Raw genomic sequence first — 26166 nt, forward strand, 5'->3', positions numbered from 1 at the left:
TTGCAGGTGGTTCTGATTTATTGGTACTTCAATGAAACTATATCAACATTTACTGGAAAGTTATAAATCATCAAACCCTGATGAAACCCCCAGCATGGGAGCACTTTGCATTTATGCAATCAAAAAGTTTTTTGGCCGTACTGTCAGCAAAGTATCTTTAGATAATAACCTAAATGATAGAAACTTACATAGCCATGAAATAGAAGATGAACCAAAATTAAAAACCCGATCAGCATCCTCCAGATTACCTAATGGCTACGCGTCGGGTATGCTTTCTGGAATTAGAAACTGGCTTCATAGCTTGGGGCGTAAAAATACTTTCAAAATTCCTCCAGCACTGAATCAAAATGAAATAATCATAGCAAGCAGCTATTCCCGTGACATCAATTAAATCACTGCAACAGCAAGGCTTACAGTAAATTCCAAATGGAGTGATTTCGCACAAAATAACGTCTACTTTTGATAGGGATACTTTATCAATGGCTGTCTCTCATGGCTTATCCATTCCAAAAAAGTCGTAAGCATCTTTGTGCAAACAGTTTAATTACTACGATTTCTGAAAGTTATGAGCAAATTCCAGATGTCCGACCAAACAAGGATTCCAGAAAAATAACAATACATGATGCCTCCATGTCCGCTTTTGCCATGATGCATCTCAAGTACCCATCGCTCCTCTCGTTTGAGCGTGATAAAACAGAGCAAGAAGTAAGGCATAACCTTGAGCACCTGTATCAGATAAAAAAACGTGCTCCCTGTGATACCAGTATGCGGGAAATCCTGGATCCAATAGATCCCGTAGAGTTCAAAAAGCCTTTTAAGACATTGCTGTCTAACGTCCAAAGGGGCGGATTACTGAAGGCATTCGAATTTCACTGCGGGAACTTGAAAAATCACTACTTGCTCCCGATCGATGGAACTGGGCTATTTTACTCCTGCAATAATAAAAAACCTTGTCAGGAGTGCTGTACTAAAAATAAGGGAAAGGCCAACGAAGCTCACTACCACCAGTTAATGGCAGCATGCATTGCTCACCCGGATCAAAAAACAGTCTTGCCATTGGCACCGGAAGCCATAGTTTGCCAGGACGGTTCGACCAAAAATGACTGTGAAAAAAATGCCATTAAACGGTTGTTTGCCACCATACGAGAGCATCACCCACGTCTAAAGTTCGTTATTCTTCTGGACAGTCTTTATGCTGACAACCCCACTGTCCAACTGATTAAGAGTTATGGCTGGCATTACATCATTGTCGCGAAAGATGGCAACCATGCCTCGCTGGTTGAAGCGATGGATGAGCTGGATAAAGAAGGAAAAGTTCACCGTGCTGAAAAAGTTAATGAAGAGACTGGAATTAAGTGGTGGTTTCGCTATGCCAATGACGTCAGGCTGAACAAGGCAAAATATGCAGAACAGGTTAATGTGCTTGATTTTGTCGAAACCGATAAAAAAGGTAAACAGCATATCTGGTGCTGGGTGACTGATATTCCGCTTAACGAAGAAACCATAGAACCCGTCATGAAAGGAGGGCGCTGCCGATGGCATATTGAGAACCAGACGTTTAACACCCTGAAAAATCAAGGCTACGATCTCGAACATAACTACGGTCACGGTGAGAAGCACTTAGCCACAAATCTGGCCTATCTGACGATGCTTGCTTTTCTCGTAGATCAAATACAGGAACTGTGCTGTCCCCAGTTTCAGGAAGCTTTAAGAACCCGCTCAAAAGGAGTCCGTATAGCATTATGGAAATGGATACAGGGCTATTTTTTGCATTGGCTGATAAAAACGTGGGAGGGGCTTTTTTACACAGTAACTCATGGTATTGAAGAGAAAAGGGTGATTCCATTCGATACATCATAACCGGCCATATCGTAGCTACGTTCAGGGGTGACATTTTTTCTTTAAAGCTCCGCTTTGTTAATTGGCGGCTCAGTTTTGATCGGCTTCATTATTTTTGCTGCCTTATTGTCAATACCAACGATCATCGACGTTCATCATGCGGGAATAGCTGCATAGCAAGAGCTCGTGATCTCTTTTCTATGTGTCAAAAACCGGGAGATGCAATTTTCTTAAATTTTCGTGGTGGAGCACATACGGCTCTGATCATTTATGATGAATCAGAAAAAAAGCCTGTTTATCTTAGCTATACAGCAGGAGGCGATATAGAATCTGGTGGCATCCCTCAATGTTGTTATGAAATAAAAGCTTATAAAGATTTACTCCTTGATGTAAATATCATCAAGCTTGAAAAGCTTAAGGGTCAGAAAATGATGGAGAAATGGGATACTGAAAGGAGAAAAGGATAAGTAGGTCATAGTTTGGTTTCAAATAAAATGGATGTTCGGCCAGTACGAGAAATCTACTTCTTGATCTAACGATCAGATAGCTATTGAATGATACATTTACTCTATTATAAAGAGAGTACTGGTCTTTAAATCCCTCTCCCTATGAAGTACGTCACTACAATCACTGATGAAGCTGTTTTATTAACTTTGAAATTCGCCAAACACTACGGACCTCTGAGATGTATAAGGGAAAGAGCCCATAGCCTTTTATTGAGCAATCGTGGCTTTACCCTTGAGCAAATTGCCGAAATACTTGAAATTAGATATCAAACTGCTTCTCAGTGGATTGATGATTGGGAAGAATATGGTATTCGTGCCTTGTACAAGGGGCATGGTGGCGGTAGGCCGTGCATATATGACGAATCCGAAGTGCAACGCATAAAAGAATTAGTGGCTGAAGAGCCTCGTCGCTTATCGTATGTCAAATCCAAGATCGAGGATGAAACCGGTAAATCTTCATCAAAAATTACTCTGGCAAACATTGTAAAAAAGCAGGGCTGGTTTACAAAAGACTCCGTAAATCATGCAAACATAAACGGGACGAAGAGCAATTCCATGACTGTAAAACTGCTCTGAAAGATGCCCAGGAAGCCGAGAGCAAAGGGTTAATCAATTTATTTTATTTTGATGAGTCCGGCTTTACCCAGGAACCTTGTGTGCCATACGGTTGGCAGGAAAAAGGAAAGCAGCTCAGAATACCATCAGTCAAAAGTAAACGCATCAACGTACTGGGGTTTATGAACCGAAGCTGTGAGCTATTTCATTATCCTGTTGTGGGTTCAGTGAATAGCGATACGGTGATTGCGGCCTTTGATGACTTTGCAGAGAAAATGGCAGATGAAAAATACAGCTCAAATGATCGTTACACGGTAGTTATGGTGGATAATGCCAGCATTCACACCAGCAAAAAGTTTTGTGCCAGAATTGATGACTGGATGATTGAAAAGAAATTGCTGGTCTGCTTTCTGCCAACATATTCACCTGAGCTCAACCTGATTGAAATCCTGTGGAGGAAAATAAAGTATGAATGGCTCAACCTCTTGTCAATCAAGAGCTTTGCGGAATTTGAAAAAGAAGTTGAACGGGTGCTTTTTTCATTTGGAGAGGAGTATATGATCTCATTTTCTAATACTGTCCGACTGGATGGTTAAATTATTCGAAAGCAATCTATACACTACTTATAATGTACTAACTCATAACTGTGCCAAAGTAGCCGAACAAGTACTACTGGCAGGTACAAATGAAGAGGAAAGTGAAAAACTCAATAAGAGAGTTTGGCAAATGCCCTCCAACACACACGAAACAGCACTCCAGATACAGCAAATAAAGAAGATGTAATTTCATTTGTGTAAGCGCTTACTAAAGAATCTCAGAAACATTTTCAACCACGGTGTTAGGCAACCGCCAGGCCAGAATCCGGCGACGATACCCCGACCTATATCAATATCCAGATGATATTTTCCTGTCATAATCCGCCCACTTATACAGTGGTGAGGACTTGTACCATGCCCTCCATGACAACCCAGTCAATATTTTCTGCCGGAATATAAGCTGGCAGGCGGTAGCGTGCCTGAATTCAATAGCAACAGTCACAGCCTTTAGTCTGTCAGACTCACAGAATGCCAATGGTGCTTACTAATCACCATAATAAGCATGGCAAGCTGGATACCAACACAATGACGTCGTTAAAATATACCACTGCAACCAACCTCTTCTTCTTATTAAACTAATTATCGAGAAATCAAAAACACAATGAAAATTGATGTGTCATATGCCCCTTCAAAAGAAGAGATCTCAGTACTTTATGACGGGCTGTTGGATTTCAACAAACCAAATTTCCCAGACTTTGAGACAAAGCATTTTGCCTGCTATCTCAAAAACAATGAGGGTGAGATCATTGGTGGGCTAACCTCTGAAATCACCTACGAAAACATTTATGTTAAATACTTCTGGGTTTCAAAGAAAATTCGAAACAATGGACATGGCAAAGCTCTGCTTTCCAGGCTTGAACAGGAAGCCCTAACCCACAAAATTGATAACATTCATCTTGATACCTTTTCATTCCAGGCACCGGAATTTTACTCAAGACTTGGATTCAAGGAAGTTGGGAGGTTTAAGGATTACCCAAAAAAAGGGGTAGATAAAATCTTCTTCAGTAAAAAAATAATGCGTGCTTAATAAGATAAGAGCCAGCTTACCCCTGGCTCTACAGACACTGGTTTTATCACTCATACCGTCAGCAAAACCTTCACAATTATAAGACCATAAATTAATGAGAAAATACAGAAAAGCAAAGCCTGAAGATGATTTAGAAATAGCGGAAATTTCAGTGCAATCCTGGAAATTTGCCTATAAAGGTATAATGCCTGATGAAACTTTAAAATCACTCGACTCCCAAAAAAGAGCCAGAGAAAGACGTGATTTTTTAAAAGAAAACTCGCTATCAACCTATATATGTCTTGAATCCGGAAAACCTGTCGGGTTTGTTGATTTTGAAATTTGCCGTGATAAAGATTGTGATAAAAATGTCGGTGAAATTTGGGCTATCTATATTTCACCTGAATATATTGGCAAACGCATAGGAAAAGAGTTATTTTCTATATCCACCAATAAACTGGCCCAAAAGGGGTGCAGTGAAATCGCTGTCTGGGTTTTAAGCGAGAATAAACTGGCCAAAGAGTTTTATGAAAGACAGAACCTGACTGCGGATGGCAAAGAACGGGAATACCTCGGGTTGCGTGAAATCAGGTATCGCAAAAATATCGCCCCCACACAATCTAGCCTACATATTTCATAAACTGCCCTCAGGGCAGTTATCAAATATCCAGCCATAGAAAACCAATTTCCAAGTTTAATCAATTTTAAAATAACTTTTTAATAGTTTTGATGCTGCAAAAAGATGCACCTTCTCTAAATATTTTAACAAGTCATTAATTTCAGGAGCTTTTTTAGAAATCTCATTTAAATAAAGCTCCATAACATTTAATCTTGCTTCATCAAGAGAGCTAGCAGAAGCAAGTTTTGCAGATATCATTTTTTCCAAAAGAGCCACATCTGAAGTAGTAAAATATTCATAAAATGGCTTTAAACCCACACTGAAATCAACAACACCAAGTGCATCAAATAAGCCAATCAATAAACTCTTATGCTCTTTTTTTAATAACTCCTTGGTTTCTACAGAGCATCCATTTTTTACAGCTGGCTTCACATCGACAGTTAACTGACCAGTCTCTTGACATCTAACAGAGACCTTACTGTCAGGTTTTTGCATTGTGACATCACGTGGAAATGATTCCAAACTCCTCGTTCGTGGTGATTCTTTTTTAGATGGCAGGTGGTTCATGGAAGTCCCATTTCTGCCTGCATCCGATGAATCTTTTGGAATATATTTTTCAGCAAGCACACGTAAAATATTTTGACGCAACCTTGAATTAACAGTTTTCTGCTGTTCATCTTCATCTGGCTGATACAAACATAAGTCAGGCTTACGGGATATAACTTGAGTGTTATAAGGGTCATCATGCATGTATTTATGAATAAAAATATCATTTCTTAACATTTTAACATCCTCCTTAAATTAAAATTAATAGATTAATCATAAGTACAACCTAAGAATCCAACTTTTTTATCTTTCGCATTCTTATCACTGTATCACTTCTTTCTACAACCTCATATTCTATAGGCTTGGGTTTTTCCCGATACCGCCAATAACTATCAGGGTATTTATATATCACCTCTTCATTCGGTTCAATATCCCTAATAGCTTTAAACAATATAAAAGTTTTTCCAGGAGCATCTGTACGAACCATTTTTACATTTGCCACCCCTGGATACCCCATGGCATCATTTATAAAGCTCCCTCCTCCCATTTTTTCCAACTTTGCTTTTTTCGGATCTCTCTCTCCAAGTATCACCATATCGTGATTTATAGCCATAGTATGACTAGACTTCTGAACATCTTTTAAGTGTTCTTCTCCTTCCTTATTATTGGAAAAGTGATGAAGCATACCACCATACCAAGTAACAAATGAATTTTTATAAAATTTCCTATCTGTAAAAAGACCGTTTTCACGCCCCTCAAATGGAACAATACTACCTATAACGGATACCCCTCTACCTACCGCACAAAGCTCATCTTCACTTCGAGGAAGACAATACCTCTTTTTTTTGGGGACTGAACAAGTACTTGACGGCGTATCATACCCACTATCACTAAACCGCGCCCATTTAGAAAACCGTAGTTTGATAGATCAGTGTAAGGGCGCGCTTTAGCATAAAAAGTATGTCATTCTATCTCGATAAATACGACCTGTCAGTCAAGTTAAAATCAGTAATATAGCGCTTTTTGCCTGCTTGACCATGGTATTGAAAGTCTCTCCAGAAAAGTGGAATCAAACCAGGGATTGCCTGCTTCAGCAATCCATACATGCTTCTCATCCCCGTACACGTGAGCGTTTTTCGGCGCTTTATCAAGTTTCTCAGGGAGACTCAGCCTCTAACGTCGCTAAGCAACTGGGGCGTCGCCTTGATACCGTCACGAACTGGATTCACCTCTACCATGATAGCGGGCCTGAAGCCATGACTTATAAACGGACAGGTGGCCGCCCCCCTTTTGCCAAATAATCAGTAAAGCAGCCGCAGGCCTGATTGACAGAAATTTAGAAAAAGCTGCTTCTCAGGAATACTCTCCCATCCGCCCTCGCTGGACTTTAAAGTATCTGGTTCAGTGGTGCTGGGATCAATTTCAGGTACGGTGTTGTCGTGAGACCATACGACAAGCACTCAAACGACTGGGATATTCATGGAAGAAAGCCAAAAAACTGCTTAATAAAGCCGATACCGGCAAGCGGGCTGATTTTTTGGAAACATTGAAACCACTGCTATCGAAAGCCATGTTCCAGAAACGCCTACTGGTTTACATTGATGAGGCTCATATACATCAGGAGACGGACATTGGATATGGCTGGTCTCGCAAAGGCGAACGCTTCTGGGTCAGCTCTCACTCGCCAAAACTGGCTGATAAGATTACGTTCTATGGTATTTATTACTACAACCTGGGACAGGTTAGAATCTGGCCTTATCCCTGTGGACGAAAAGAGCACACAGTCAATGTACTGGAACGCATCAGGCAAGAACATCCTGACAGGGAGATTGATATTGTTTGGGATGGTGCCTCCTGGCACACCACTCATGTTGTGAGAGGTGCAGGGCTTCGCCTCAACCTGAATATTATCCAGATGCCGGCGTATAGCCCCGACTTTATGCCTGTGGAAGCACTGTGGCGCTGGTTACGAGAAGATATCACTTATCACCATTGCCACAAAACGGCAGAAGACTTACTTAAGGCAGTCAATAGCTTCACTCACCGTATCAATCAGAACCCTGAAGAAATTGCTGATAGATTATGGGTCAAAGACAGCCTGAATGATGAGGAGGAGTCCATGAGGTCAGTCAGGCTGTCAGCCATTCCATAAAAGTCCGGTTTTCTAAATGGTTGGGGTTTAGTATTTGAATTATTGCTATTTTCATCCATTACTTTTACTGAAAAATCATCAAGAGACTTTTGAAAATGCCTTTTTAATTTTGGTATTTTATTTTTTTCATCAACATCCTGTTGTTTACTCTCGTCACTAAATTTAAAACACCCATAACTGTCTGCAAAATCAGAAATAGTTGTATTCATAATCGCCCTTTAAAAAAGTAGATACCCTATATATTTCAAATAACTATTTTCATAAGACTATTTCATAGAAAAAAAGTTGCACTTAATAAAAAAGGCTTTGGCAAATATTTTACCCGCGCATTATTTATTAACCCTAACAAACCAGCAAGTAAAAACAACAATATTTACTTTATGGATAAAAACCATAAAATTCAAAGCAGCAATTTCACAAATCAAGGAACTTTTCATTAAAAAAACAAACAAAAGATTAAAATTAAAATAGAGAATCAAAAAAATGACCCCTATACAGCAACAATCAGATCAATATCTACAAAATCAGAACAGCCTTCCAATCAGTGTTGATCCCGCATATTATTTATCCCTTCCAGTCACTCCAGTGACTTATCAAGAGACAACGATACCTCCTGCATTTAACCAACACGCCCCTGCAAATAATAAACTATCATCTCACAGTATTTCCAATTACAGCATAGTCCCTTATCTATCCCAGTCACATAGTGAAATTGATCAGGGTGATTCAGAGGATACTCTCCTCAGCGAAGTTCTTGAAGTGATAGCGTCAGCAGAGTGGGATCAATCAGCGAAAAATAAAGAATGGACACAACCAGGTGAAAATATAGAGGGTCTATCGCAATACTTTGAACAACCCTCCCTTACGTATCTCAATACAAACGAGCAAAGCCAGGATCAACTCCAAAAAAGTGACCACTACCATTTAGAAACCAGCACTAATCAAAATAAAATTCCCGCAACGGTCACTGACTTAATAGACTCAGATGATTCCGTAGAAATACCCCTTGATATTAGCAAGCTAAGCCAGGATCGAGCAGTTAGTAGCCATACATTCACAGGACTGAACCAATTTACAAACGCACAGTTTACTCCAGCCACAAGCACGCTGTGTACGGGACAAAAATCAGGAAAGCTAGAAAAACCAAGGGGTATGAGCTGACGCCCATGTAGAGTAACCTGTATGGTCTCTAACCTCCGTACAGTTACCGTAGTCGTACATGGAAGACGTCAGCTCATTAGCCCAAGAGCTTAAAGCTCATCTCCCCTGGCATCAAGCCCGGATTATATTTCTTGCCCAGTTCATACTTGCTCTCATAAGGGCACGCTCCTGCAACCTTTGCCGTGTGGCAGAAGAGTTCCAGAGCAAAGCGCTGGAAGACTCCAGCTATCGGCGCATAAAACGATTTTTTTCAGGCTACACATATTGCTATGAGCAGCTCGGACGGTTGATTTTACATTGGCTGAGTCTCACCACCTACACACTCTGCATGGATAGAACTAACTGGAAATTTGGCTCTCATCACGTCAACTATCTGGTGGTTTCAATTGCCTGGCAGGGTGCTGCCATTCCTATCGCCTGGGTATGTCTGGATAAGTCAGGCGGCAACTCTAATACCGCCGAGCGCATAGCCATCATGAAGAGAGTGCTGGCGTTGATCCCGGCAGACAAGATTGATGAACTGCTCGCCGACCGGGAGTTTGTTGGCCGTGATTGGTTTAAGTGGCTGGATGAGCAAGGCATTATCTGTCGGCTTCGAATAAAGGAAGACACTCCTGTTCTTGGTAGCTGTGGTAAAGACATTAATGCCAAACAACTATTCAGGAATGTAAAACTCAATCAGACAGAAACTTGGTTCACCAAGCGTAAAGTATCTGGTGTCTGTTTATATATCGCTGCCAGACGCACGATAAAAGGTCTTTTGATTGTAGTGGCAACGAAGAAACCTGAAACTATGATCGAAGACTATTATAAGCGCTGGTCTATTGAGACTCTGTTTGGCTGCCTTAAAAGCAGGGGATTTGACCTTGAATCGACTCATATGACTGAGCTTGACCGTATGGATAAGCTGATGGGGGTTCTTGCACTGGCATTTGCCTGGTGTCTGATAGCAGGGCATTGGAAATACGGGGAAGCGGAAGGGCTGCCTCTCAATAAGCACTGGCGACCAGCCAAAAGCCTGTTCCGACTGGGGTTGGATATGCTCCGAAGAGTTTTGAAGAATGGATGTTCAAAAAGCGATCAGATTGATTTTCAGATTTTACTTAAAGTTTTGTCCCGTACATAGACAAGCACGTACACCACCGACTTAGCTCAAAGATATATTTCAGAGATAGACACTGAAACAACGGGTTATTTTTGCAATAGCAATATTCCTATGACCACCAAACCTCTGAGGAGAAAAAGGTCTGGAGGAATAATTGACTTTATTCGAACAGCATTAAATGATCATAATTGCCATTACTTAAAATGGGTTGATAAAGATACCGGTTTATTTGAAATCACTAATTCAGGAGCCTTTTCGCAGGCATGGTCTAAAGCAAAAAGACGCAGAGGAAATAATATTATCTCCTACGAGAATATTGCCAGAGCCTTTAGACAGCACTATAGTACGGGTGAAATGACTCACTTGGATCCACAAGGTAAACAATTAGAAAGATTGCACTACAGAATCCTAAATGCTTAGTGAAGCAATCATAACTTTCCGGGCATATTAAGCAGGAGACCTTAAGTTATAGTAAACTCCAAGCCAGAATACGACGGCTGCATTGTTAACCAGCCCCCTTGAGCTGGTTAACACTACTCATCTAATAACTGATCGCACTATTTAGATGATCCCTGGCCTTTTCATTTTGCCTTTCTAACTGATGAATCTCTCTTCTAAGCTGTGCAGCTTCGCTTCGCCATATATCCAAATCATACTTATCGTAATGCGAGTCATTAAGGCGAGGCTCCAGATCATTGAGCCTATTTCTTTTAAAGCTTAAACTCATGTCATTGAAAAAAATCTTATCTTTCAGACTGCTTATTTGCATTTTTATATCTCTTTCACGCCTTTGTTCTTTGTCCTGCTGTAATTTATGCTCTTCCTCCCGACGTTTTTGTTCTTTTTCCTGTTGGTTATAGGATAATCCCAGCTGGTACTGCTCAAGAAAAGCTGGCTCACTGCTTGCCGGGCAAACACTCTTGTAATTATGGCCAGCCCGGCCTTCAGTAAACCCCTTTCCCGGCGTACAATATCTGGAAAGACCTGCCCTGTAACCCTCTTCATAACGGTTATAGTCAGGATAAACCCCATACCCGGAGCACCCCCTGCCATGCTTCGCGGGTTGTGGCGACACCCCATTGGCTCCATCCTTATACCCAACACTTTGCCAGTTGATAGCAGTACACTGCTCTACCGTTAAACTTGAGCAACCAGATATCAATAAGACACCAATTAACCCTACAAACCTAATCATCACCAGTAACCTCAAACACATCCATTTTCAGCTATTTCATTTGAGGTCAACTATGCTGGTTAGACCAATAAAAGGCTATAAGTAACTATTCACAGAGCAGCACATGCTTGATATTAGATAATGGTATGAAAAGTTTTGGAAGCGTACATGAACAGGTTTCACCCTGTTCCCAGGAATCCCCCCAGTCCCCTTTATCCCTTTGAGCTGTAGATGCAATTCCCTCCTCCAAAATAAGAACAACGTATACCTCTCCATTGGTCGCTGAATTTTTTTCCGCAGAGGTATGAATATCAACCTGAAAAACATCAGAAACAGATATATCACCCCGCTCGCTGTTATTAATTTCGATAAGTACCCAGCCTGATGAAATCCTATATTTCTGGCTGATTGATTAGGTGTGATGCAAGGCGCAACGACGGGCGCATAGTTGGCCTATGTAACCAGAGTTGCAACGAAGCAGCGCATCTGAGCAAGTAGTCAGAAATATAGGATTTCATCAGGCTGGGTACTTAGCATAAAAAAAGACCCTACAGGGCCTTTTTTATCAACAAGGAAAATATCAACCTTTGTCAGGTAGCGCTTTGGGCGCATCGGTATTTTCATAAATCAGCAGCGGATCAGCATCACCGTTGATGACAGAGCCATCCACAACAATCTTGGAGACTTCCTTCTGTGATGGGATTTCATACATTGAATTCAGAAGCACTGATTCAAGGATAGACCTCAACCCACGAGCCCCGGTCTTGCGATCCATTGCTTTCTTGGCAACAGCCTGTAGGGCGTCATCACGGAAGTCCACATCAACCCCTTCCATCTCAAACAGTTTATGGTACTGTTTGGTCAGGGCATTCTTGGGTTCTGTGAGTATGCGAACCAGCGCTTCTTCATCAAGTTCTTCCAGAGTAGCCAGAACAGGCAGTCGCCCAACAAACTCAGGAATAAGTCCAAACTTGACCAGATCCTCAGGTTCTACCTCTTTAAAGGTCTCACCCAGATCCTTGCTGCTTTCTTTACTCTTAACTTCAGCAGAGAAACCAATGCCGGATTTGTCGGTTCGATCCCGTATTACCTTATCAAGACCAGCAAACGCACCACCACAAATAAAGAGAATATTGGAGGTATCAACCTGCAAAAACTCCTGTTGTGGATGCTTACGGCCACCCTGGGGAGGCACAGAGGCTACCGTTCCCTCGATCAGTTTCAGCAGCGCTTGCTGTACGCCTTCGCCGGATACATCACGGGTAATGGATGGGTTATCCGATTTACGGGATATCTTGTCAATCTCGTCAATATAGACAATCCCTACCTGAGCCTTCTCAACATCGTAATCACATTTCTGAAGCAGTTTCTGGATGATGTTCTCAACATCCTCACCCACATAACCCGCTTCAGTGAGTGTTGTGGCATCAGCAATGGTAAAGGGAACGTTCAGCAGCCGTGCCAGTGTCTCTGCCAGGAGTGTCTTGCCACTGCCAGTGGGGCCGATTAGCAGGATGTTACTCTTGCCAAGCTCAACATCATCCTTCTTCTTGCCACCATGACGAAGACGCTTGTAGTGATTATATACCGCCACAGACAATACTTTTTTCGCCCTTGGCTGGCCAATCACATATTCATCAAGAATCTTTTTGATTTCCAGGGGGGTTGGTAGCTTGTCAGATGACTCTTCTGTATCACTATCCTGAATTTCCTCACGAATGATATCGTTACACAGGTCGACACATTCATCACAAATAAAAACGGAGGGGCCTGCAATCAGTTTTCGAACCTCATGCTGACTTTTTCCACAGAAAGAGCAATACAGCAGCAATTTGCTGTTATCTTCACCCTTACCGCTTGTTTCGTCGGTCATTCGATTATCCCGTTATCTAGGACAACACCTGAACTGAGCAAGATGCAGGCATTGGAACGCGTTTTCAAGTGTTATATCTAAAACAAGTCTGGCTGCCTGCATACCATCTAACCTAGCATGAGGCGACCCTTTTTGCAGCCTTCATTTGCCGCAAGATTATGACTGTTTATTTTTTAGTTGCCTTACCGGAAGGCCGACGGTCCATAACCTGATCTACCAGGCCATACTTCACCGCTTCTTCTGCATCCATGAAGTTATCACGATCAGTGTCGCGCTCAATAACTTCAAGGGGCTGCCCGGTATGATGAGCCAAAACGTTGTTTAGCTTATGCTTAATGGTCAGAATTTCCTTGGCATGGATCTCTATATCAGAGGCCTGTCCCTGGAAACCACCCAGAGGCTGATGAATCATCACCCTGGAATGGGGAAGAATATAACGTTTACCCGCAGCACCACCTGCCAGCAAAAGTGCTCCCATACTGGCGGCCTGACCAATGCACATAGTGGACACATCAGGCTTGATAAACTGCATGGTATCATAGATTGACATGCCCGCTGTTACTGATCCACCAGGGGAGTTAATATAGAGATGAATATCCTTGTCAGGATTTTCAGACTCAAGGAACAGCAGCTGGGCAACCACCAGGTTCGCCATGTGGTCTTCAACCTGGCCAATCATAAAAATGACCCGCTCTTTTAAAAGGCGAGAATAAATATCGTACGAGCGCTCACCTCGGGCTGATTGCTCAACCACTATAGGCACCAGCCCAGAGTTAGTTATCGCCACAGCCTGTGCATCTGTCAGTATGGACATATCCTGTCTTAACTCCTTGCCTAGTCGAAGAGTAGCAGCCTCTAACTTATCAAACTTACGATAATCAGAACCTGAAATCCAGAGGATAACGCTTTAAATTAGCAGACCTCCATCAAACTCCAGGAAAGACCAGGCAAGTGAAATATATATAGACTGCCTTGCACGCAACGATCCGGTAGCTTCAGGCTACCGGATTCCCGGGAGCAAGCTTCTTATACTCAGGCTTGCTCAGCGTTTTTGTCAGCTTCATCAGCTTCTGTTGATGCAACGTCCTGCTGTTCAGGTGCTTCTGGCTTGATAGCATCCTGATAGCTGCAAGATTTTTCACTGACTTTTGCAGACTCAAGAATAGTATCTACCACCTGCTCTTCAAGAACAACATACTTCACCTGGGAAAGCTGCTGCTCATTGTTGTAGTACCAGTCGATAACGTGCTGTGGCTCTTGGTAGGCAGAGGCCATTTCCTCAACCATAACACGAACGCGGTCATCATCAACCTTGACTTCGCGCTGCTTAACCACTTCACCCACCAGAAGGCCCAGGGCAACACGCTTCTTGGCATCCGCTTCGAACAGCTCGGCAGGCAGCTGCTTTGGATCGAAACCGCTTTGGGCACCACCCCAGCTCTGTACCGCCTGCTCACGCATACGGTCAATTTCCTGGGCAACCAGGGCAGAAGGCACTTCAAGTTCATGCGTGTTCAGCAGACCTTCCATAACCTGATTCTTGATCTTGCCTTTCACCGCCTGACGCAGTTCACGATCCATATTCTTGCTGACTTCTGAACGGAACGCATCGAGACCGCCTTCTTTCACACCAAAGCGTTCAAAGAAGCTGTCATCCAGCTCTGGCAATTTAGCTTCACTCACCTGATGTAACTTGCAGGCAAACTCAACAGCCTTACCAGCCAGTTCTTTGGCGTGGTAATCTTCAGGGAAAGTCAGCTCAAGTACTTTTTCTTCACCGGCAGACAGGCCAACCAGGCCGTCTTCAAAGCCAGGAATCATTCGACCGGAACCCAGCTCCAGCTTGGCGTTTTCGGCAGAACCACCATCAAAGGCTTCACCGTCAAGGGTTCCCTTATAATCAAAGGTCACCTGATCTCCCTCGGCCGCTGCACGCTCAACGTCTTCAAACGCCTTGCTCTGCTGACGCAGGGTGCTGATCATTTCATCAACATCCGCATCACTGACATCTGCAATCGGGCGCTCTACTTCAATACCAGAGAAGTCATCAGACAGTTTGATTTCGGGATACACTTCGAAAGTGGCCACAAAACTGAAGTCCTTGCCTTCTTCTTCAGCTTTAGGCTCGACACTTGGCGCACCCGCCGGGTTCAGTTTTTCCTGACCAATGGCTTCAATAAAAGAAGCCTGCATCATTTCACCCAGCACTTCCTGGCGGGCACCGGCACCGTAACGGCGCTTCACCACCTTCATAGGCACCTTGCCTGGACGGAAGCCATCAAGGCGAACGCGGCGGGACAGATCCTGCAGGCGCTTGTTGATCTCTCCTTCAATTTTTTCAGAAGGAATAGTGATGGTCAGGCGACGCTCCAGACCAGAAGCCGTTTCAAGTTCGACTTGCATTTTTGTTCCTCAATATAAGCCTGGGTTACCCATAGGCAGAAAGGCGCATAGCCTAACAAATGTTGTTACCACTTTCATACTCCCCACTCTCACTCCCCTCCAGGATGTAAACAGCCTGAGTGAAGGACTAGCAGGGAGGACAGGCAACTCCAGGTATTTTTCCCATACAAAAACGGGGATAAGCATGCTTATCCCCGTGAACAAAATGGTGCGGAAGGAGAGACTCGAACTCTCACGCCTTTCGGCACTGGAACCTAAATCTAGGAAAAAATCGTTATTTTTCATCTAGTTAGGCTCTTATTTCCTAATATACGAGAAAATAAATCTTCCGCTAAATCAACTGCTTATAAGCGACCGAGGACTGTATATTAGGAAGTAAATATAGTCAAGGATAGCTGATTTAGCGGGCAGGAACGGCAAGAAATGACAATATTTTTAAGGAGGGTATGATTGAATCGTGTAACACGTTTTGTGTTACACTGGTGCCCGTCTTACTGATCACCGCTTAAACACGGTTACCAGGGGGCACCATTTTTCATGTCAATGATCAATGAGCTAATCAGGACAGACGGATCTATGCCGGGTGTCCTGGGAAATAATCTTCGGAGAATACTCAGGGGGCCGCTTGGTAGGTCTGTTTAAGCACCCGGCACCCTTCTCCGACTTTCTTCATCTTCCAACCTTCCAATCAGCTCTTTCACATCATTTTTTATACTATCAATATCCTTAACGATCAACGCATGGCCTTTAGCTGTACTATCACCGCTGCCACGTTTGATATCTGAGATAAAATTCAGATAGGCATCCAGCGACTTCAGGAATGTAAAACACACCTCCTGTGCATCCACCAGACTAAACTGCTGGTCATCCTTTAACGCGGCATAGGTCATGTTACTAACCCTCGCCACATTGATCGTGAGCTGATTAATCTCTTTCTTAACTCTTGGCCACACATCACGTATTTCAGAGTCGCTACTGCCTTTTGTATGCAACTTCTCAACCAGATAATAGCTTCGCACTGCCGCCTGTATCTTGCCCGATAATGATAGGATTTCATCCAACTATCGTTCCTGTTCACTAATAAAATCATTAATAGTAGACCAAACAGGCAGGCAGGCAGGCAGGCAGGCAGGCAGGCAGGAGTAGAGCTTAATCTTTTACTAAAAGCACAGTACCTTTTAATCCTAAATTAAATCCACCTGCCCCAGCCATCATCATCGGTTCAGAAGGAATATATAAAGGATAATGGGCATATTTAGAATATTTTATTAAAGCAAAATGATAACCTGTGATTATGGTATTACCACTAATACCTATTAACGGGGTTCCCCTTGTCCTACCACGCGGAGGTGGATAGTCACCCCGGCCTTTTAACCCGCCATAACAACCAACGCCTGGGAATTCAAGAGCATAACTGGGCTTATTCCTTATTTTATCAAGAGTATATGCCCCATTAACTATTGCCCAGCAACCATTAACTAATGCTTTTTCATTGTATTCGACTATATCAGCGCGTAGTCCTGTTAAGCCGTGATAGTAGAATCTTTGATCGTTATACCCTACTTTAAATTTAGTGGGTTTTGGGAAGTTCTTGGTGTAATAGATAACCATCACTGTACTTTGAACATAAGCAAAGCCAAGACTAACAGCATCATCTAATTCTATTGTTTGTGTTAGATTTAAAACCGGATATTGAGAATCATATTTTAATTCGCCTTGCTCATTGTATATAGCCAGCCCCCACTTTGATTTATCTGGAATCCAACCTGCCGTATAGATTCTATAAGATACTTTAGAAAAACCTTCACTTAGATCAGCACGTACAGCTATTTCTATTTCAGTATAAATATCACCTGTTTTTTTAACATCAACTATGGCTCCAGTCCCATTCTTTACGGCCAAAAGCGGGTAATAACGACTAGATATAGCGTGAACAATAGTATTTTTCGGGTCATCGTCCACTTCTCTCTCAATAGTAGCAAGGTATGAATATTCCCCAATATCGGTATCCAATTGTATTGACGAATCATCCTTATAAAAACGAACACCTATACTCATGTTGTTATAAGCCTAACGGAAAACTTCAAATAATAATCTACAGGGTATCTATGCCATTCAGGGGGATTAACCCATTTTACTATTAAGTATGGGTGTTCATATCTTAAAGTTAATGGTGAATTCCATTGTTCACGCGAAATATAAGATGAATTTTTTAAAATAATATCCATGTCTATTATTTCAAACAAAGCGCCTACGGTTAAATTGCCAGACGGGATATGACTGGACATATTTATACGCTCGTCTGGCGAGGTTAACTCATAAACGGCTTCATAAATACTGGTAGCAACTGAGGTTGTTGAATCGAGCAAAATTTTACCTGATTCACTATAAACCTTTATTCCATTACTCATGTTAGCTCACCAATTTCTACACGCAGTCTATTGCTTTCGTCATACACTCTTATATAGTCATTTCTTATTTCCAATCTGCCCCCTGTTTTAGCTGATTTAATATCCAACTGCCCTTTGTAGGTTAATGACTTATCACGCTTGTCATAGTAAAGCAGACCGTTTGTATCATTAACCGCCCCCTCCCCGATCCAGATCGGATAGTAACCCTGACTGGTCATCACAACCCTTGGGCCAACAAAGGCATCCGTTTCAAATGTACCGGCTACAGCATGACCAAGGTTTGCAGAAATCGAGGTAAGATTATCAACATTCATTTTTTCAGCAATGATGCTGCCATCCTGAATACTGACACCAGGCATCACAACTTTTCCGTCCTGCACGGCAAAACTTAAAGTAGATTTACCCGGCGCACCCACACCAAAGGTATCAACACGGAATAAGGCATCAGCCCTTTTTCCGTCATTGTTCATTGCCAGCCCGGAGCAATAGCCGTCCACATCCATTGTGACACTCCACTGGGTTTGCAGTTTTTCAACGCCTCCCTCAACAGTGGCTATGGCTGTGGCGTTTTGCTGTATGGATGACTTGGTGCCATTCAGATCGGCTTGAACAGTTGATATTTGCTCACTCAGCGCCTTTTCAGTATCAGCAATGGTTTGATTGGTCGTTTGTATTGCTGACTTGTTATTGCCCACCTCGCTGGTTAATGTGGTGATTTTCTGAGTAAGACTCTCATCCTTTTCAGCACTCACCTTTTCTACATTGTCAATATGCGCCTTATTGCCATCAACTTCGGCTTTCAGATTAGTAATTCTTAAACTAAGAACCTGATCTTCATCAGCAGACGTCTTTTTAACATCCTGTATGGTTGCCTTATTGCCATCAACTTCAGACTGGACGGTTGTTATTCTCTGGCTTAACGTCTTTTCAGTATCAGCTATTGTGTCATTGGCTACCTGAATTGCGGATTTATTACCAGCCACTTCAGCATTCAGGGTAATAAGTTGCTTACTAAACGCTTCATCCGCTTCAGCACCGGTCTTCTCAACCTTTTCTATTTCTGCCTTGTTATCATCAACCTCCGCTTTCAGATTAGTAATTCTTAAACTCAGCGCCTGGTCTTCTTCAGCCGTGGTCTTTTTAACATCCTGTATGGTTGCCTTATTACCATCAACTTCAGATTGAACAGTTGTTATTCTCTGGCTTAACGTCTTTTCAGTATCAGCTATTGTGTCATTGGCTACCTGAATCGCTGATTTATTACCATCCACTTCAGATTTAATGGTGGTGAGCTGCTTGCTAAACGCTGCATCCGCTTCAGCACTGGTTTTTGCAACGTCCTGAATGGCTGCCTGGTTAACCCTGTCCGCTTCTTTGTAATCAGAAACGACAGTTTCCAGCTTTTGTGCTGTTGTCTTATTGGCATCCGATACCGTTTCAATCTCTATTGAAACCTTACTTTCCAGCGCCTTGTCAGCATCTTTATAGCCTGCCTCTACTTCCTTAATCCAGATAGAATGGCTTCTGTCATTGGTTGACTGTGCGGTTTCAAGTACCTTGATACCCGATAAAAGCAAACTATCACCAGACTCTGCTTCTGAAATGGCCTCTTGCCTGAAATTCTCAACATCAACCTTGATATTATCTGTTTTTATATCCAGATCAGATAAATCACTGCTGACTTTGTTTAATTCATCCTTGGTTTCCTTCTCTAAATTATCCAGCGATGTATTAACACCAGACAAACCGCTATCAACTTTGCTATCGACACCTGATAAATCATTGCTGATTTTATCCAGCTCATCCCTGGTATCTTTCTCTAACTCATCCAGTTTCTGGTTTGTAGAGCCAACATTTTTATTGACCTCATCAATACCGCTATTGATTTTGTCATCAAGATCCTTGATATCCTTTTCAATATCGCTCATATCCACTGATGCAGTCTTGCCTGACACTTCACCGGATAAATTAACCTCAGCCACACCCCAGACATCCACCCAGGCTAAACGGAAATACCACTGGCCTTTCAGGTTCAGGTCAAAACGGTTGGTAGTGGTGATTTGCAGAAGATTATCAGCACTGGCAGTAAAGCCTGTTGTCTGGCTTCCCCATACCCGTAAGTCCCTTAAATCCGGGTCATGCCGTCCATTACAGGTGATAATAAAGGCATCCACCAGGGGAGCCACGTTGATATTGTCCGGCACGGCTGGCGGTTCATTACGAACCCCTAATTCAGCAGGTACACCCGGCACACCTCGGGCATTGACGGGTGTTACCCTGACAGTGAAGGCACGGCCAGAGCCATGATTATTCCCCTGTTCAGCAGAGTATTCCCACTGGGTATCCGGGTATTGCTTCACCTGATATAAGACAGTGCTGTTCTTTACTACCTCAACGGTATAGTACTCAGCACTTAACACCGTATCCCATTTAACTTTCAGCACAGGGCCATTAAAAGGCTCTACCAGCTTAATGACGGTTGCCGGGGGCTTTTCAAAGTCCTTGCCGGTCAGTTCAATATGGCCGTATTCCCAATCCCCCTGAGTATCAGCGACGCCTGCAATCCGAAACCAGTTGTTGCCGTTATATAAACGGGTAGACCAGGTGTTCATAGTGACAATAGCAACCCTGGCCCACTCTTTATTATCAATACTGTGTTCCACAACAAATTCACGGACACCGGCTGATGACTGCCAGCTTAATGTTGCGGCCTGCGGATCGGTAACGTCCTGCACAATCACCAGCTTGGAGATAACAGGCTTGACCGGCCTTGGCAGAACATCACCCCCTTCACTGGGGGGAGGCGCAGGGAGAGACTCAAAGGTATAGACGGTCGGGTTATCCCAGACAGCCGTCACATTGACATCATTACCGGATGAGCCAGATATCTCTGTTACCAGGAAGTCTTTGCAAAACGCACCATCGGTTCCCACCTGGTAAAGCGTCCGCTGCCGACGGTCACCGGTATAAGGCTCGAAATCCAGCTTATCCGATATCAGTACCCGGTCCGGGCCTGCACTTTCGATTTTGTAGGGGCCAGCAAACGTGCCATCTTCCCGGCACAGGGCAATAAAATTCTGTTTGCTTGGGTGCAGCTCTACGTCATCACTCAGTGTTGCCCTGAGTCCATCCCATTCAAGCAGTTCCCCACTCTGTCCCCAGCCTCTCAGCCAATAGGAGACACCGACCTTATCACCCCAGATTGAGTTAAGGGCCTGCATTTCTGTTGTGAAAGAAATCTGCATCCTGCGATAGAGCATTTTGGCGCATTCAAAAATACCGATACGCCACGCATGGTCACGGCTTGGGACACCTCTCAGGGTGATTCGCTTAGGATTTTCCGCTGGATGGTTGGGCAACTGGCACAGGATTTCATCATTGTCCCAAATGGCCTGGTTGTAATACTCAATAATGATTGAGTCGTGCTCATCAGACTGGATAAAAGACCGCTCTACCGTAGGGGCAGATTGCATCATAAACGGGTGATACATATGGCGGCGAATCATCCGCTGCATATCCCGCACCACCATAAACTTGCCATTGTGCGGAATCACCGTACCACGACCACAGGCAACAATTTCCTGTAGCGCACCTAAAAGTGTGCCTCTTGTATCAAAAATCCGGCAAACTGTTTCACCATGTAGCTGCCACTGTTGGTGCAGGGACAGAATATTATCCAGGTCAATCAGGTCTTCAGATAACCGGCCACCGTGAGCACTCCGGATAGCATTGCAAAATGCCCAGGCAATATCTCGAGTTTTTTGTGGGGCTGACCACTGCTTGCCATTCCATACCGGCACCAGGGCAGTACCCTTGATATTAAATTGTGTTTCAGACTGCTGTGATAGATTGTTAGATGCCCTGACCCTGACCGCCAGCTTCGTTATACCGGGGTAGTCCTGCTTGCTTGGGTAGTATGCCTTGGCCCCTTCCCAGTGCATGCTGTCTTTTGTGCGAGTATCGGTTCCGGCATTGTTGACCCGCTTCACCCGTACCTGATACCGGCCTTCTTTCACTTCCCAGCGATGTGACCAGCGTTGCGGGGTTGTGGTGGCTCCTGAATAGTTCAGGGGAATAGGGATAAAAGCACTGACCGGGTTATCTTCTTCATCAATCTCCTGGTATTGAATTTCGATGGCGGCTGTACGGCCATACAGATCACCATCATCATCCATGCCATAAATGCCAGCTCTGGCGGCAAAGTCACAGGCAAGATAATTGGCTTTCTGTTGCCGTTTTACCAGCACATAGGGGCCTGTCCAGCCGTCGTGCTCTTCTTCATTTGGGCCAAACAGTTCAATACCCGCTACCTCATCGCTGGTATCAACATTATCCGGAAACAGTGTTACCCGGTCATCAGGGCCATAAACCTCATACTCAATATCCTGATAGGAGCTGTAGACCGTCTCCCCGATTTGGAGCGGTTCAAGATCAATAGCCCCATAACAGATTGAAAAAAGCTGGTACAGGTACTGATCATTGCCCACATACTCCCGCCAAGGCTCGGTCAGCATATCCATCCAGTGTCTGTTATAGCCACAGGCAAACGGGATAGGATTCATTAACCGGGCCTGGTTCCCTCTGGCAGTGGCATCATAAGCAGGGCTGGCATTGGGCAGTACGGACTCAGACGGGGGAGGAGGCATGGCACTAATGGCAACAGCCGCTGCTACCAGTGCTACAGCCGCATAAGCCAGCATTTCCCAGCCAAAGGGACGCACAGCAAGCACAACGGTTAAGCCTTCCCTGAGTTCTAGTGACGGCCATCGCTCAGGTTCAATCACCTTGCCATTAACCAGGCATTCCACCGGCTGGCTTTTGCGTTGCTGGCTGTAACCCGGAACATTGGCCGTCATCCATTCATGGAGTGTCTGCCCTGCCTCAACCTGATTAATAACTTCATTTTCCCTTGGGCGTAAGATGTTCGGCCACTCAATGATCCAGGCTACTTTGTTCATAGAATTCTATTTTCGGAAATTTACGCTGAAGGGTTGCAAGATGATCGAAACGGACACCGGCAAAGTCACGGCTATGGAGCACACCACCGCCATCACAGGAAAGATAAAGACCCACATGGCGGACTAATAACTGGCCGTCCTGCTCTATCCAGCAGACAACCACTGACCCATGCTTGGCCGATGGCGACTGTTGCCAGCGACCGGCCCTGATCTCGTCATAAAACGCCTGGGTGATTTCCTCCCGATTATCGGTTGTGACCTCATCATGGGAGTCAATAGGCTGGCTGTTAAAGTGATTTTTCAGGACGCTAATCACCAGCCCCCAGCAGTCATAGGCATGGGGGCCACGGGCATAGGCTACCCAGGGTTTATTCAGATAGTTATTAATCCAGTCCATTGTTGTAAATGCTCTGTGTTAACGCACCAGACCCGGTGCAAATGCGGGGGTATACAAAAAATACGGGAAGGGTTTATTGGCAATATCCACCAGGGTTGCGGTTGCCGTCATAACACCGTCTTCACAGCTTGCACCCTGTAAGCTCCATTCAAAGGGGACGTTTTCAGGGCCTGTGATAGTGCCGGTATCCACATCCAGCACATACAACCGGTAAAAGGTTTTCATCTGCCCTGGTGAATTCACGGCATTATCAAGCTGTTCTTCTACTTCCATCGTGACATCAGCCAGCGTTATCTGCAGGTCAGAGTAACCGTTATCCGTTTTTGACGGGGGAGTAATAGCAAAAGGCCCTGGCTCAAACGTCACGGTTTTACCGGCATCAATGGGGGCTGTGGCTTCCAATGGACAATCAACAGGGGTTATGGAGGAATTACTGGAAACAAACCGGAACGGCTTATTAAGGCCCTGCTGATCGACAAATGCCGGGTGGTGAAACTCGATGGTTTCCAGAATGATGTTGTTAACCGGGTTACTGGCATAGGCTGCCTGAAGAATTTGCATAGTATAGAAATGAAAAAGCCGCTCAATGGCGGCTATGGTTTGGGTGGGTAGTCAGGATAGAGTGGCTTCATCCAGTCAGGCATTTCCGGCCACTCATAATCTATATCTTTACTCATAACACACCTCAGTTGATTATGATCCTGCTTTAAACGACTCAGGCATATCACGCAGGCTTTGCCGCCATATCAGAGTCGATTTAAAATCATCATCGGAAAGGTTGGTGGATATCCCCAGTTCTTTTTGTTCAAGATGCCGCTGAATTGTCCAGTCTGTCTGGTATAGCATCTTGGTTCTGTACGCTATCATATCGTTATAATCCTGCTGTGGGTCTTTAGCAGGCAAAGCAAACTCAGCAAAACGGTCTGGTGGCGTGTACTTGTGCTTCTCTCCGGTTTCAGGGTCTGTCCATGACTGTTCAGATCGGTCATAGACGCTGTCGTAAATTGCCAGCTTTGACGGATCAGCAAAGATTTCCTCATAAGTCCCCAGCACAGACAAACAGGCAATAGTATTAACTTGCTTTTCCTGCTCATCCGTCAGCAAAACACAGATTAAACTTTTACCGTTTTTTTCTACTGTCTGGCCTTCAGCCTCAACAGGCAGCAATGGGGTTTTAACTTCTTGCTGGTTTTCGTCAGTGTCTGACGCAAAATAACCAGCATTAATTAATTGCTCTGATAACTGTGTTGTATCACTGCAATGGATGATTTTCTGTTTCATATTTAATTCTCCTTACAGTGCGGATATTTGCGATCCAGTTAGTACTTTATTCCATATTCTTAAGTTTTTAATATGCCCATTAATGTATGCTCTACCATCTCCAGAACCAACACTCAAATACTTACGTATGTCACCAACCACAGAAAGAACTGATGAGCTTTCTCCCCACAATTGACCGTTATAGTAAAAGTTAGTTTTATTTTTGCTAAGAGAGATAGCAATCTTTCCTTTTAAATCTGTTAAAGGTTTTACCAACTCAGCAGACATCCATGTTCCATCAAGATTATGAACTTTATACGCTCCTGTTTTACTCCCTGATCTAAGATAAAAATAAGTTCTTGGTTCATCTATAAAATGCGTATATGGCTCTACAGGCTTGGCGTCGAAATCAAGAACGATAGTAGTTTCATGCTGCCTGCTATATGGAGAGTTTATTTTTAAACTATCAGCACCTCGCGTCATCGAACTTCCATCAGTAAGAATATAGCTCGATGAAAATGGCAGCTCTTCTATTTGTATCCGGTCAATATAAGTTGTATTTAAATCTGTTGACCCATACCCTTTTGCATATATTGCATTAAAAACATAGCCAATATCAGATTTGTCTTTGTTTGGCATGTAATAAGAAACTCGCCACCAACCATTAGAAATATATTCTGACCGAGAAACCCAATCAGGCTGGGAGTTTCCAGTTGTGATTAGAGACGGCTCATTATCATTCCAGGTTAAAACAATATCCGATCCCTGATTTCCAATACTGCCATCGCCCAAAACCTGTCTTGTGCTTATTTGTATATTAAATCCAGTACCTTTTTTTACAAAAAGTGAAATAGTGGGATTGCTGGCTTTAACGCTACCTAAACCGACGTTACTATTTACATTGGGATCTGCCGATGATCTTATAGTCATTGCATTGGTAATGCTATCTGGCGAAATCATAGGATCATCTGAAACAATCGCACTCCCGGTTAGATTTCTGCTTTTTGCAAGCAGATTAGTACTTCCCCCCTCAATCAAAATCCCATCTTTTTCAAACCGAGGCTCATTAGTCCCTGCCGTTCGCAAAACCCCGCTTTTATCAATATAGGTTGCTGTTGTTGCCCGACTAAACTCTGCCGACTTGGTAGGCAGATCAATCATCTTAGAGCCATCTTGTGCCGTACTGACATCTATCTGGTCATGTTTACCCTCACCGGCCAGTATTTGCAGTGAATCATTCAATGGGAGCCAGAAGTCTGGAAATGGAATGCTCTGATCTGGGAGCCAGCCATGATGAATCTTTCCTTCAGCATCAGCCAGTGGGATTTTTCCACCTTCTGGGTCAAGCGTAGCTGTGCCGCCCGTAACAACTTTCGCTGCGTTGTCTGCTGATTTCTTTGCATTCTGTTCGCTGGTCTTGGCTTCTGCTGCTTTTGTTGTGGCTGTTGCTGCATCGGTCTTGGCGCTGGCCGCTGATTCAGTGGCGGTTTTCTCGGCATTATCCAGTTTGGTCTTACTGACATTGACCTCACCCAACAACTCAGTAGTAGCGCTGGTTAAGTCTCCGACCTTCTCGACCAGATCACTAATATCTTGTTCTGCCAT

The 26166-nt window shown here is 43.7% G+C and carries 26 protein-coding genes; 12 read left to right on the forward strand and 14 right to left on the reverse strand.

Annotation, left to right across the window (positions count from 1 at the left end):
• Positions 1–31 precede the first annotated feature (31 nt).
• The 7 genes from MJ595_RS18135 to MJ595_RS18165 all read left to right on the forward strand — a co-directional run bounded on the left by MJ595_RS18135 (position 32) and on the right by MJ595_RS18165 (position 5142).
• Entirely contained in the window at positions 32–391 is a 360-nt protein-coding gene (locus MJ595_RS18135; protein ID WP_263079456.1) for a hypothetical protein, read from the forward strand.
• Between the two features lie 101 nt (positions 392–492).
• A complete protein-coding gene (locus MJ595_RS18140) occupies positions 493–1860 on the forward strand; it encodes a transposase (RefSeq protein WP_263078002.1) in 1368 nt (455 codons plus the stop codon).
• A 179-nt stretch (positions 1861–2039) separates the two neighbouring features.
• On the forward strand, positions 2040–2306 hold the full coding sequence (locus MJ595_RS18145) for a hypothetical protein (protein WP_263079457.1): 267 nt from the start codon (positions 2040–2042) through the stop codon (positions 2304–2306).
• Positions 2307–2447: 141 nt separating this feature from the next.
• Complete coding sequence (locus MJ595_RS18150) at positions 2448–2921, forward strand: helix-turn-helix domain-containing protein (RefSeq protein ID WP_263078037.1); 474 nt, start codon at positions 2448–2450, stop codon at positions 2919–2921.
• Entirely contained in the window at positions 2843–3496 is a 654-nt protein-coding gene (locus MJ595_RS18155; RefSeq protein ID WP_263322427.1) for an IS630 family transposase, read from the forward strand. Before MJ595_RS18150 ends, MJ595_RS18155 begins: the two co-directional genes overlap by 79 nt.
• 601 nt (positions 3497–4097) lie before the next feature.
• On the forward strand, positions 4098–4523 hold the full coding sequence (locus MJ595_RS18160) for a GNAT family N-acetyltransferase (protein WP_263079458.1): 426 nt from the start codon (positions 4098–4100) through the stop codon (positions 4521–4523).
• Between the two features lie 94 nt (positions 4524–4617).
• Positions 4618–5142, forward strand: coding sequence for a GNAT family N-acetyltransferase (locus tag MJ595_RS18165; RefSeq protein ID WP_263079459.1), 525 nt, complete (start codon positions 4618–4620; stop codon positions 5140–5142).
• Between the two features lie 54 nt (positions 5143–5196).
• Here the strand turns inward: MJ595_RS18165 and MJ595_RS18170 are convergent, their stop codons facing one another.
• Positions 5197–5904, reverse strand: coding sequence for a hypothetical protein (locus MJ595_RS18170; RefSeq protein WP_263079460.1), 708 nt, complete (start codon positions 5902–5904; stop codon positions 5197–5199).
• 49 nt (positions 5905–5953) lie between these two features.
• A complete protein-coding gene (locus MJ595_RS18175; protein WP_263079461.1) occupies positions 5954–6352 on the reverse strand; it encodes a hypothetical protein in 399 nt (132 codons plus the stop codon).
• A 352-nt stretch (positions 6353–6704) separates the two neighbouring features.
• Between MJ595_RS18175 and MJ595_RS18180 the strand changes: the two genes are divergently transcribed.
• The 5 genes from MJ595_RS18180 (at position 6705) to MJ595_RS18200 (ending at position 10505) form a co-directional block, all read left to right on the forward strand.
• Positions 6705–6968: a helix-turn-helix domain-containing protein gene (locus MJ595_RS18180; RefSeq protein ID WP_263078558.1), complete on the forward strand. Its 264-nt coding sequence runs from the start codon at positions 6705–6707 to the stop codon at positions 6966–6968.
• A gap of 23 nt (positions 6969–6991) precedes the next feature.
• Positions 6992–7819, forward strand: a complete 828-nt coding sequence (locus MJ595_RS18185; protein ID WP_263322482.1) for an IS630 family transposase — start codon at positions 6992–6994, stop codon at positions 7817–7819.
• 483 nt (positions 7820–8302) lie between these two features.
• Complete coding sequence (locus tag MJ595_RS18190) at positions 8303–8980, forward strand: hypothetical protein (protein WP_263079462.1); 678 nt, start codon at positions 8303–8305, stop codon at positions 8978–8980.
• A 58-nt stretch (positions 8981–9038) separates the two neighbouring features.
• Entirely contained in the window at positions 9039–10106 is a 1068-nt protein-coding gene (locus MJ595_RS18195; protein WP_263079463.1) for an IS4 family transposase, read from the forward strand.
• 90 nt (positions 10107–10196) lie between these two features.
• Complete coding sequence (locus MJ595_RS18200; protein ID WP_263079465.1) at positions 10197–10505, forward strand: ETS domain-containing protein; 309 nt, start codon at positions 10197–10199, stop codon at positions 10503–10505.
• A gap of 121 nt (positions 10506–10626) precedes the next feature.
• Here MJ595_RS18200 and MJ595_RS18205 read toward each other — a convergent pair whose 3' ends face one another.
• The 12 genes from MJ595_RS18205 to MJ595_RS18260 form a co-directional block, all read right to left on the reverse strand.
• Positions 10627–11280 carry a DUF2799 domain-containing protein gene (locus MJ595_RS18205; RefSeq protein WP_263322540.1) on the reverse strand — a complete coding sequence of 218 codons (654 nt, stop codon included), beginning with the start codon at positions 11278–11280 and terminating at the stop codon, positions 10627–10629.
• Positions 11281–11839: 559 nt separating this feature from the next.
• Positions 11840–13132, reverse strand: a complete 1293-nt coding sequence (clpX, locus tag MJ595_RS18210) for an ATP-dependent Clp protease ATP-binding subunit ClpX (RefSeq protein ID WP_263079466.1) — start codon at positions 13130–13132, stop codon at positions 11840–11842.
• Positions 13133–13298: 166 nt separating this feature from the next.
• Entirely contained in the window at positions 13299–13946 is a 648-nt protein-coding gene (clpP, locus tag MJ595_RS18215) for an ATP-dependent Clp endopeptidase proteolytic subunit ClpP (protein ID WP_263079467.1), read from the reverse strand.
• A 218-nt stretch (positions 13947–14164) separates the two neighbouring features.
• Positions 14165–15535: a trigger factor gene (tig, locus tag MJ595_RS18220; RefSeq protein ID WP_263079468.1), complete on the reverse strand. Its 1371-nt coding sequence runs from the start codon at positions 15533–15535 to the stop codon at positions 14165–14167.
• A gap of 638 nt (positions 15536–16173) precedes the next feature.
• The gene (locus MJ595_RS18225) at positions 16174–16596 is read right to left on the reverse strand and encodes a hypothetical protein (RefSeq protein ID WP_263079470.1); all 423 of its coding nucleotides are present in this window, start codon (positions 16594–16596) and stop codon (positions 16174–16176) included.
• An 88-nt stretch (positions 16597–16684) separates the two neighbouring features.
• Entirely contained in the window at positions 16685–17593 is a 909-nt protein-coding gene (locus tag MJ595_RS18230) for a hypothetical protein (RefSeq protein WP_263079471.1), read from the reverse strand.
• Positions 17590–17946, reverse strand: coding sequence for a hypothetical protein (locus tag MJ595_RS18235; protein ID WP_263079472.1), 357 nt, complete (start codon positions 17944–17946; stop codon positions 17590–17592). The genes MJ595_RS18230 and MJ595_RS18235 overlap by 4 nt, the downstream gene beginning before the upstream one ends.
• Positions 17943–22904 carry a host specificity factor TipJ family phage tail protein gene (locus MJ595_RS18240; protein WP_263079473.1) on the reverse strand — a complete coding sequence of 1654 codons (4962 nt, stop codon included), beginning with the start codon at positions 22902–22904 and terminating at the stop codon, positions 17943–17945. The genes MJ595_RS18235 and MJ595_RS18240 overlap by 4 nt, the downstream gene beginning before the upstream one ends.
• Positions 22879–23301 carry a hypothetical protein gene (locus MJ595_RS18245; protein WP_263079475.1) on the reverse strand — a complete coding sequence of 141 codons (423 nt, stop codon included), beginning with the start codon at positions 23299–23301 and terminating at the stop codon, positions 22879–22881. Before MJ595_RS18245 ends, MJ595_RS18240 begins: the two co-directional genes overlap by 26 nt.
• Positions 23302–23319: 18 nt before the next feature.
• Complete coding sequence (locus tag MJ595_RS18250) at positions 23320–23862, reverse strand: DUF1833 domain-containing protein (protein ID WP_263079476.1); 543 nt, start codon at positions 23860–23862, stop codon at positions 23320–23322.
• Positions 23863–23994: 132 nt separating this feature from the next.
• The gene (locus tag MJ595_RS18255; protein WP_263079477.1) at positions 23995–24582 is read right to left on the reverse strand and encodes a hypothetical protein; all 588 of its coding nucleotides are present in this window, start codon (positions 24580–24582) and stop codon (positions 23995–23997) included.
• A 12-nt stretch (positions 24583–24594) separates the two neighbouring features.
• Positions 24595–26166 (reverse strand): LamG domain-containing protein, encoded by a 1572-nt coding sequence (locus MJ595_RS18260; RefSeq protein ID WP_263079478.1) that lies wholly within the window; start codon positions 26164–26166, stop codon positions 24595–24597.

The organism is Endozoicomonas sp. Mp262 (genome assembly GCF_025643335.1).
Taxonomy (GTDB): domain Bacteria; phylum Pseudomonadota; class Gammaproteobacteria; order Pseudomonadales; family Endozoicomonadaceae; genus Endonucleibacter.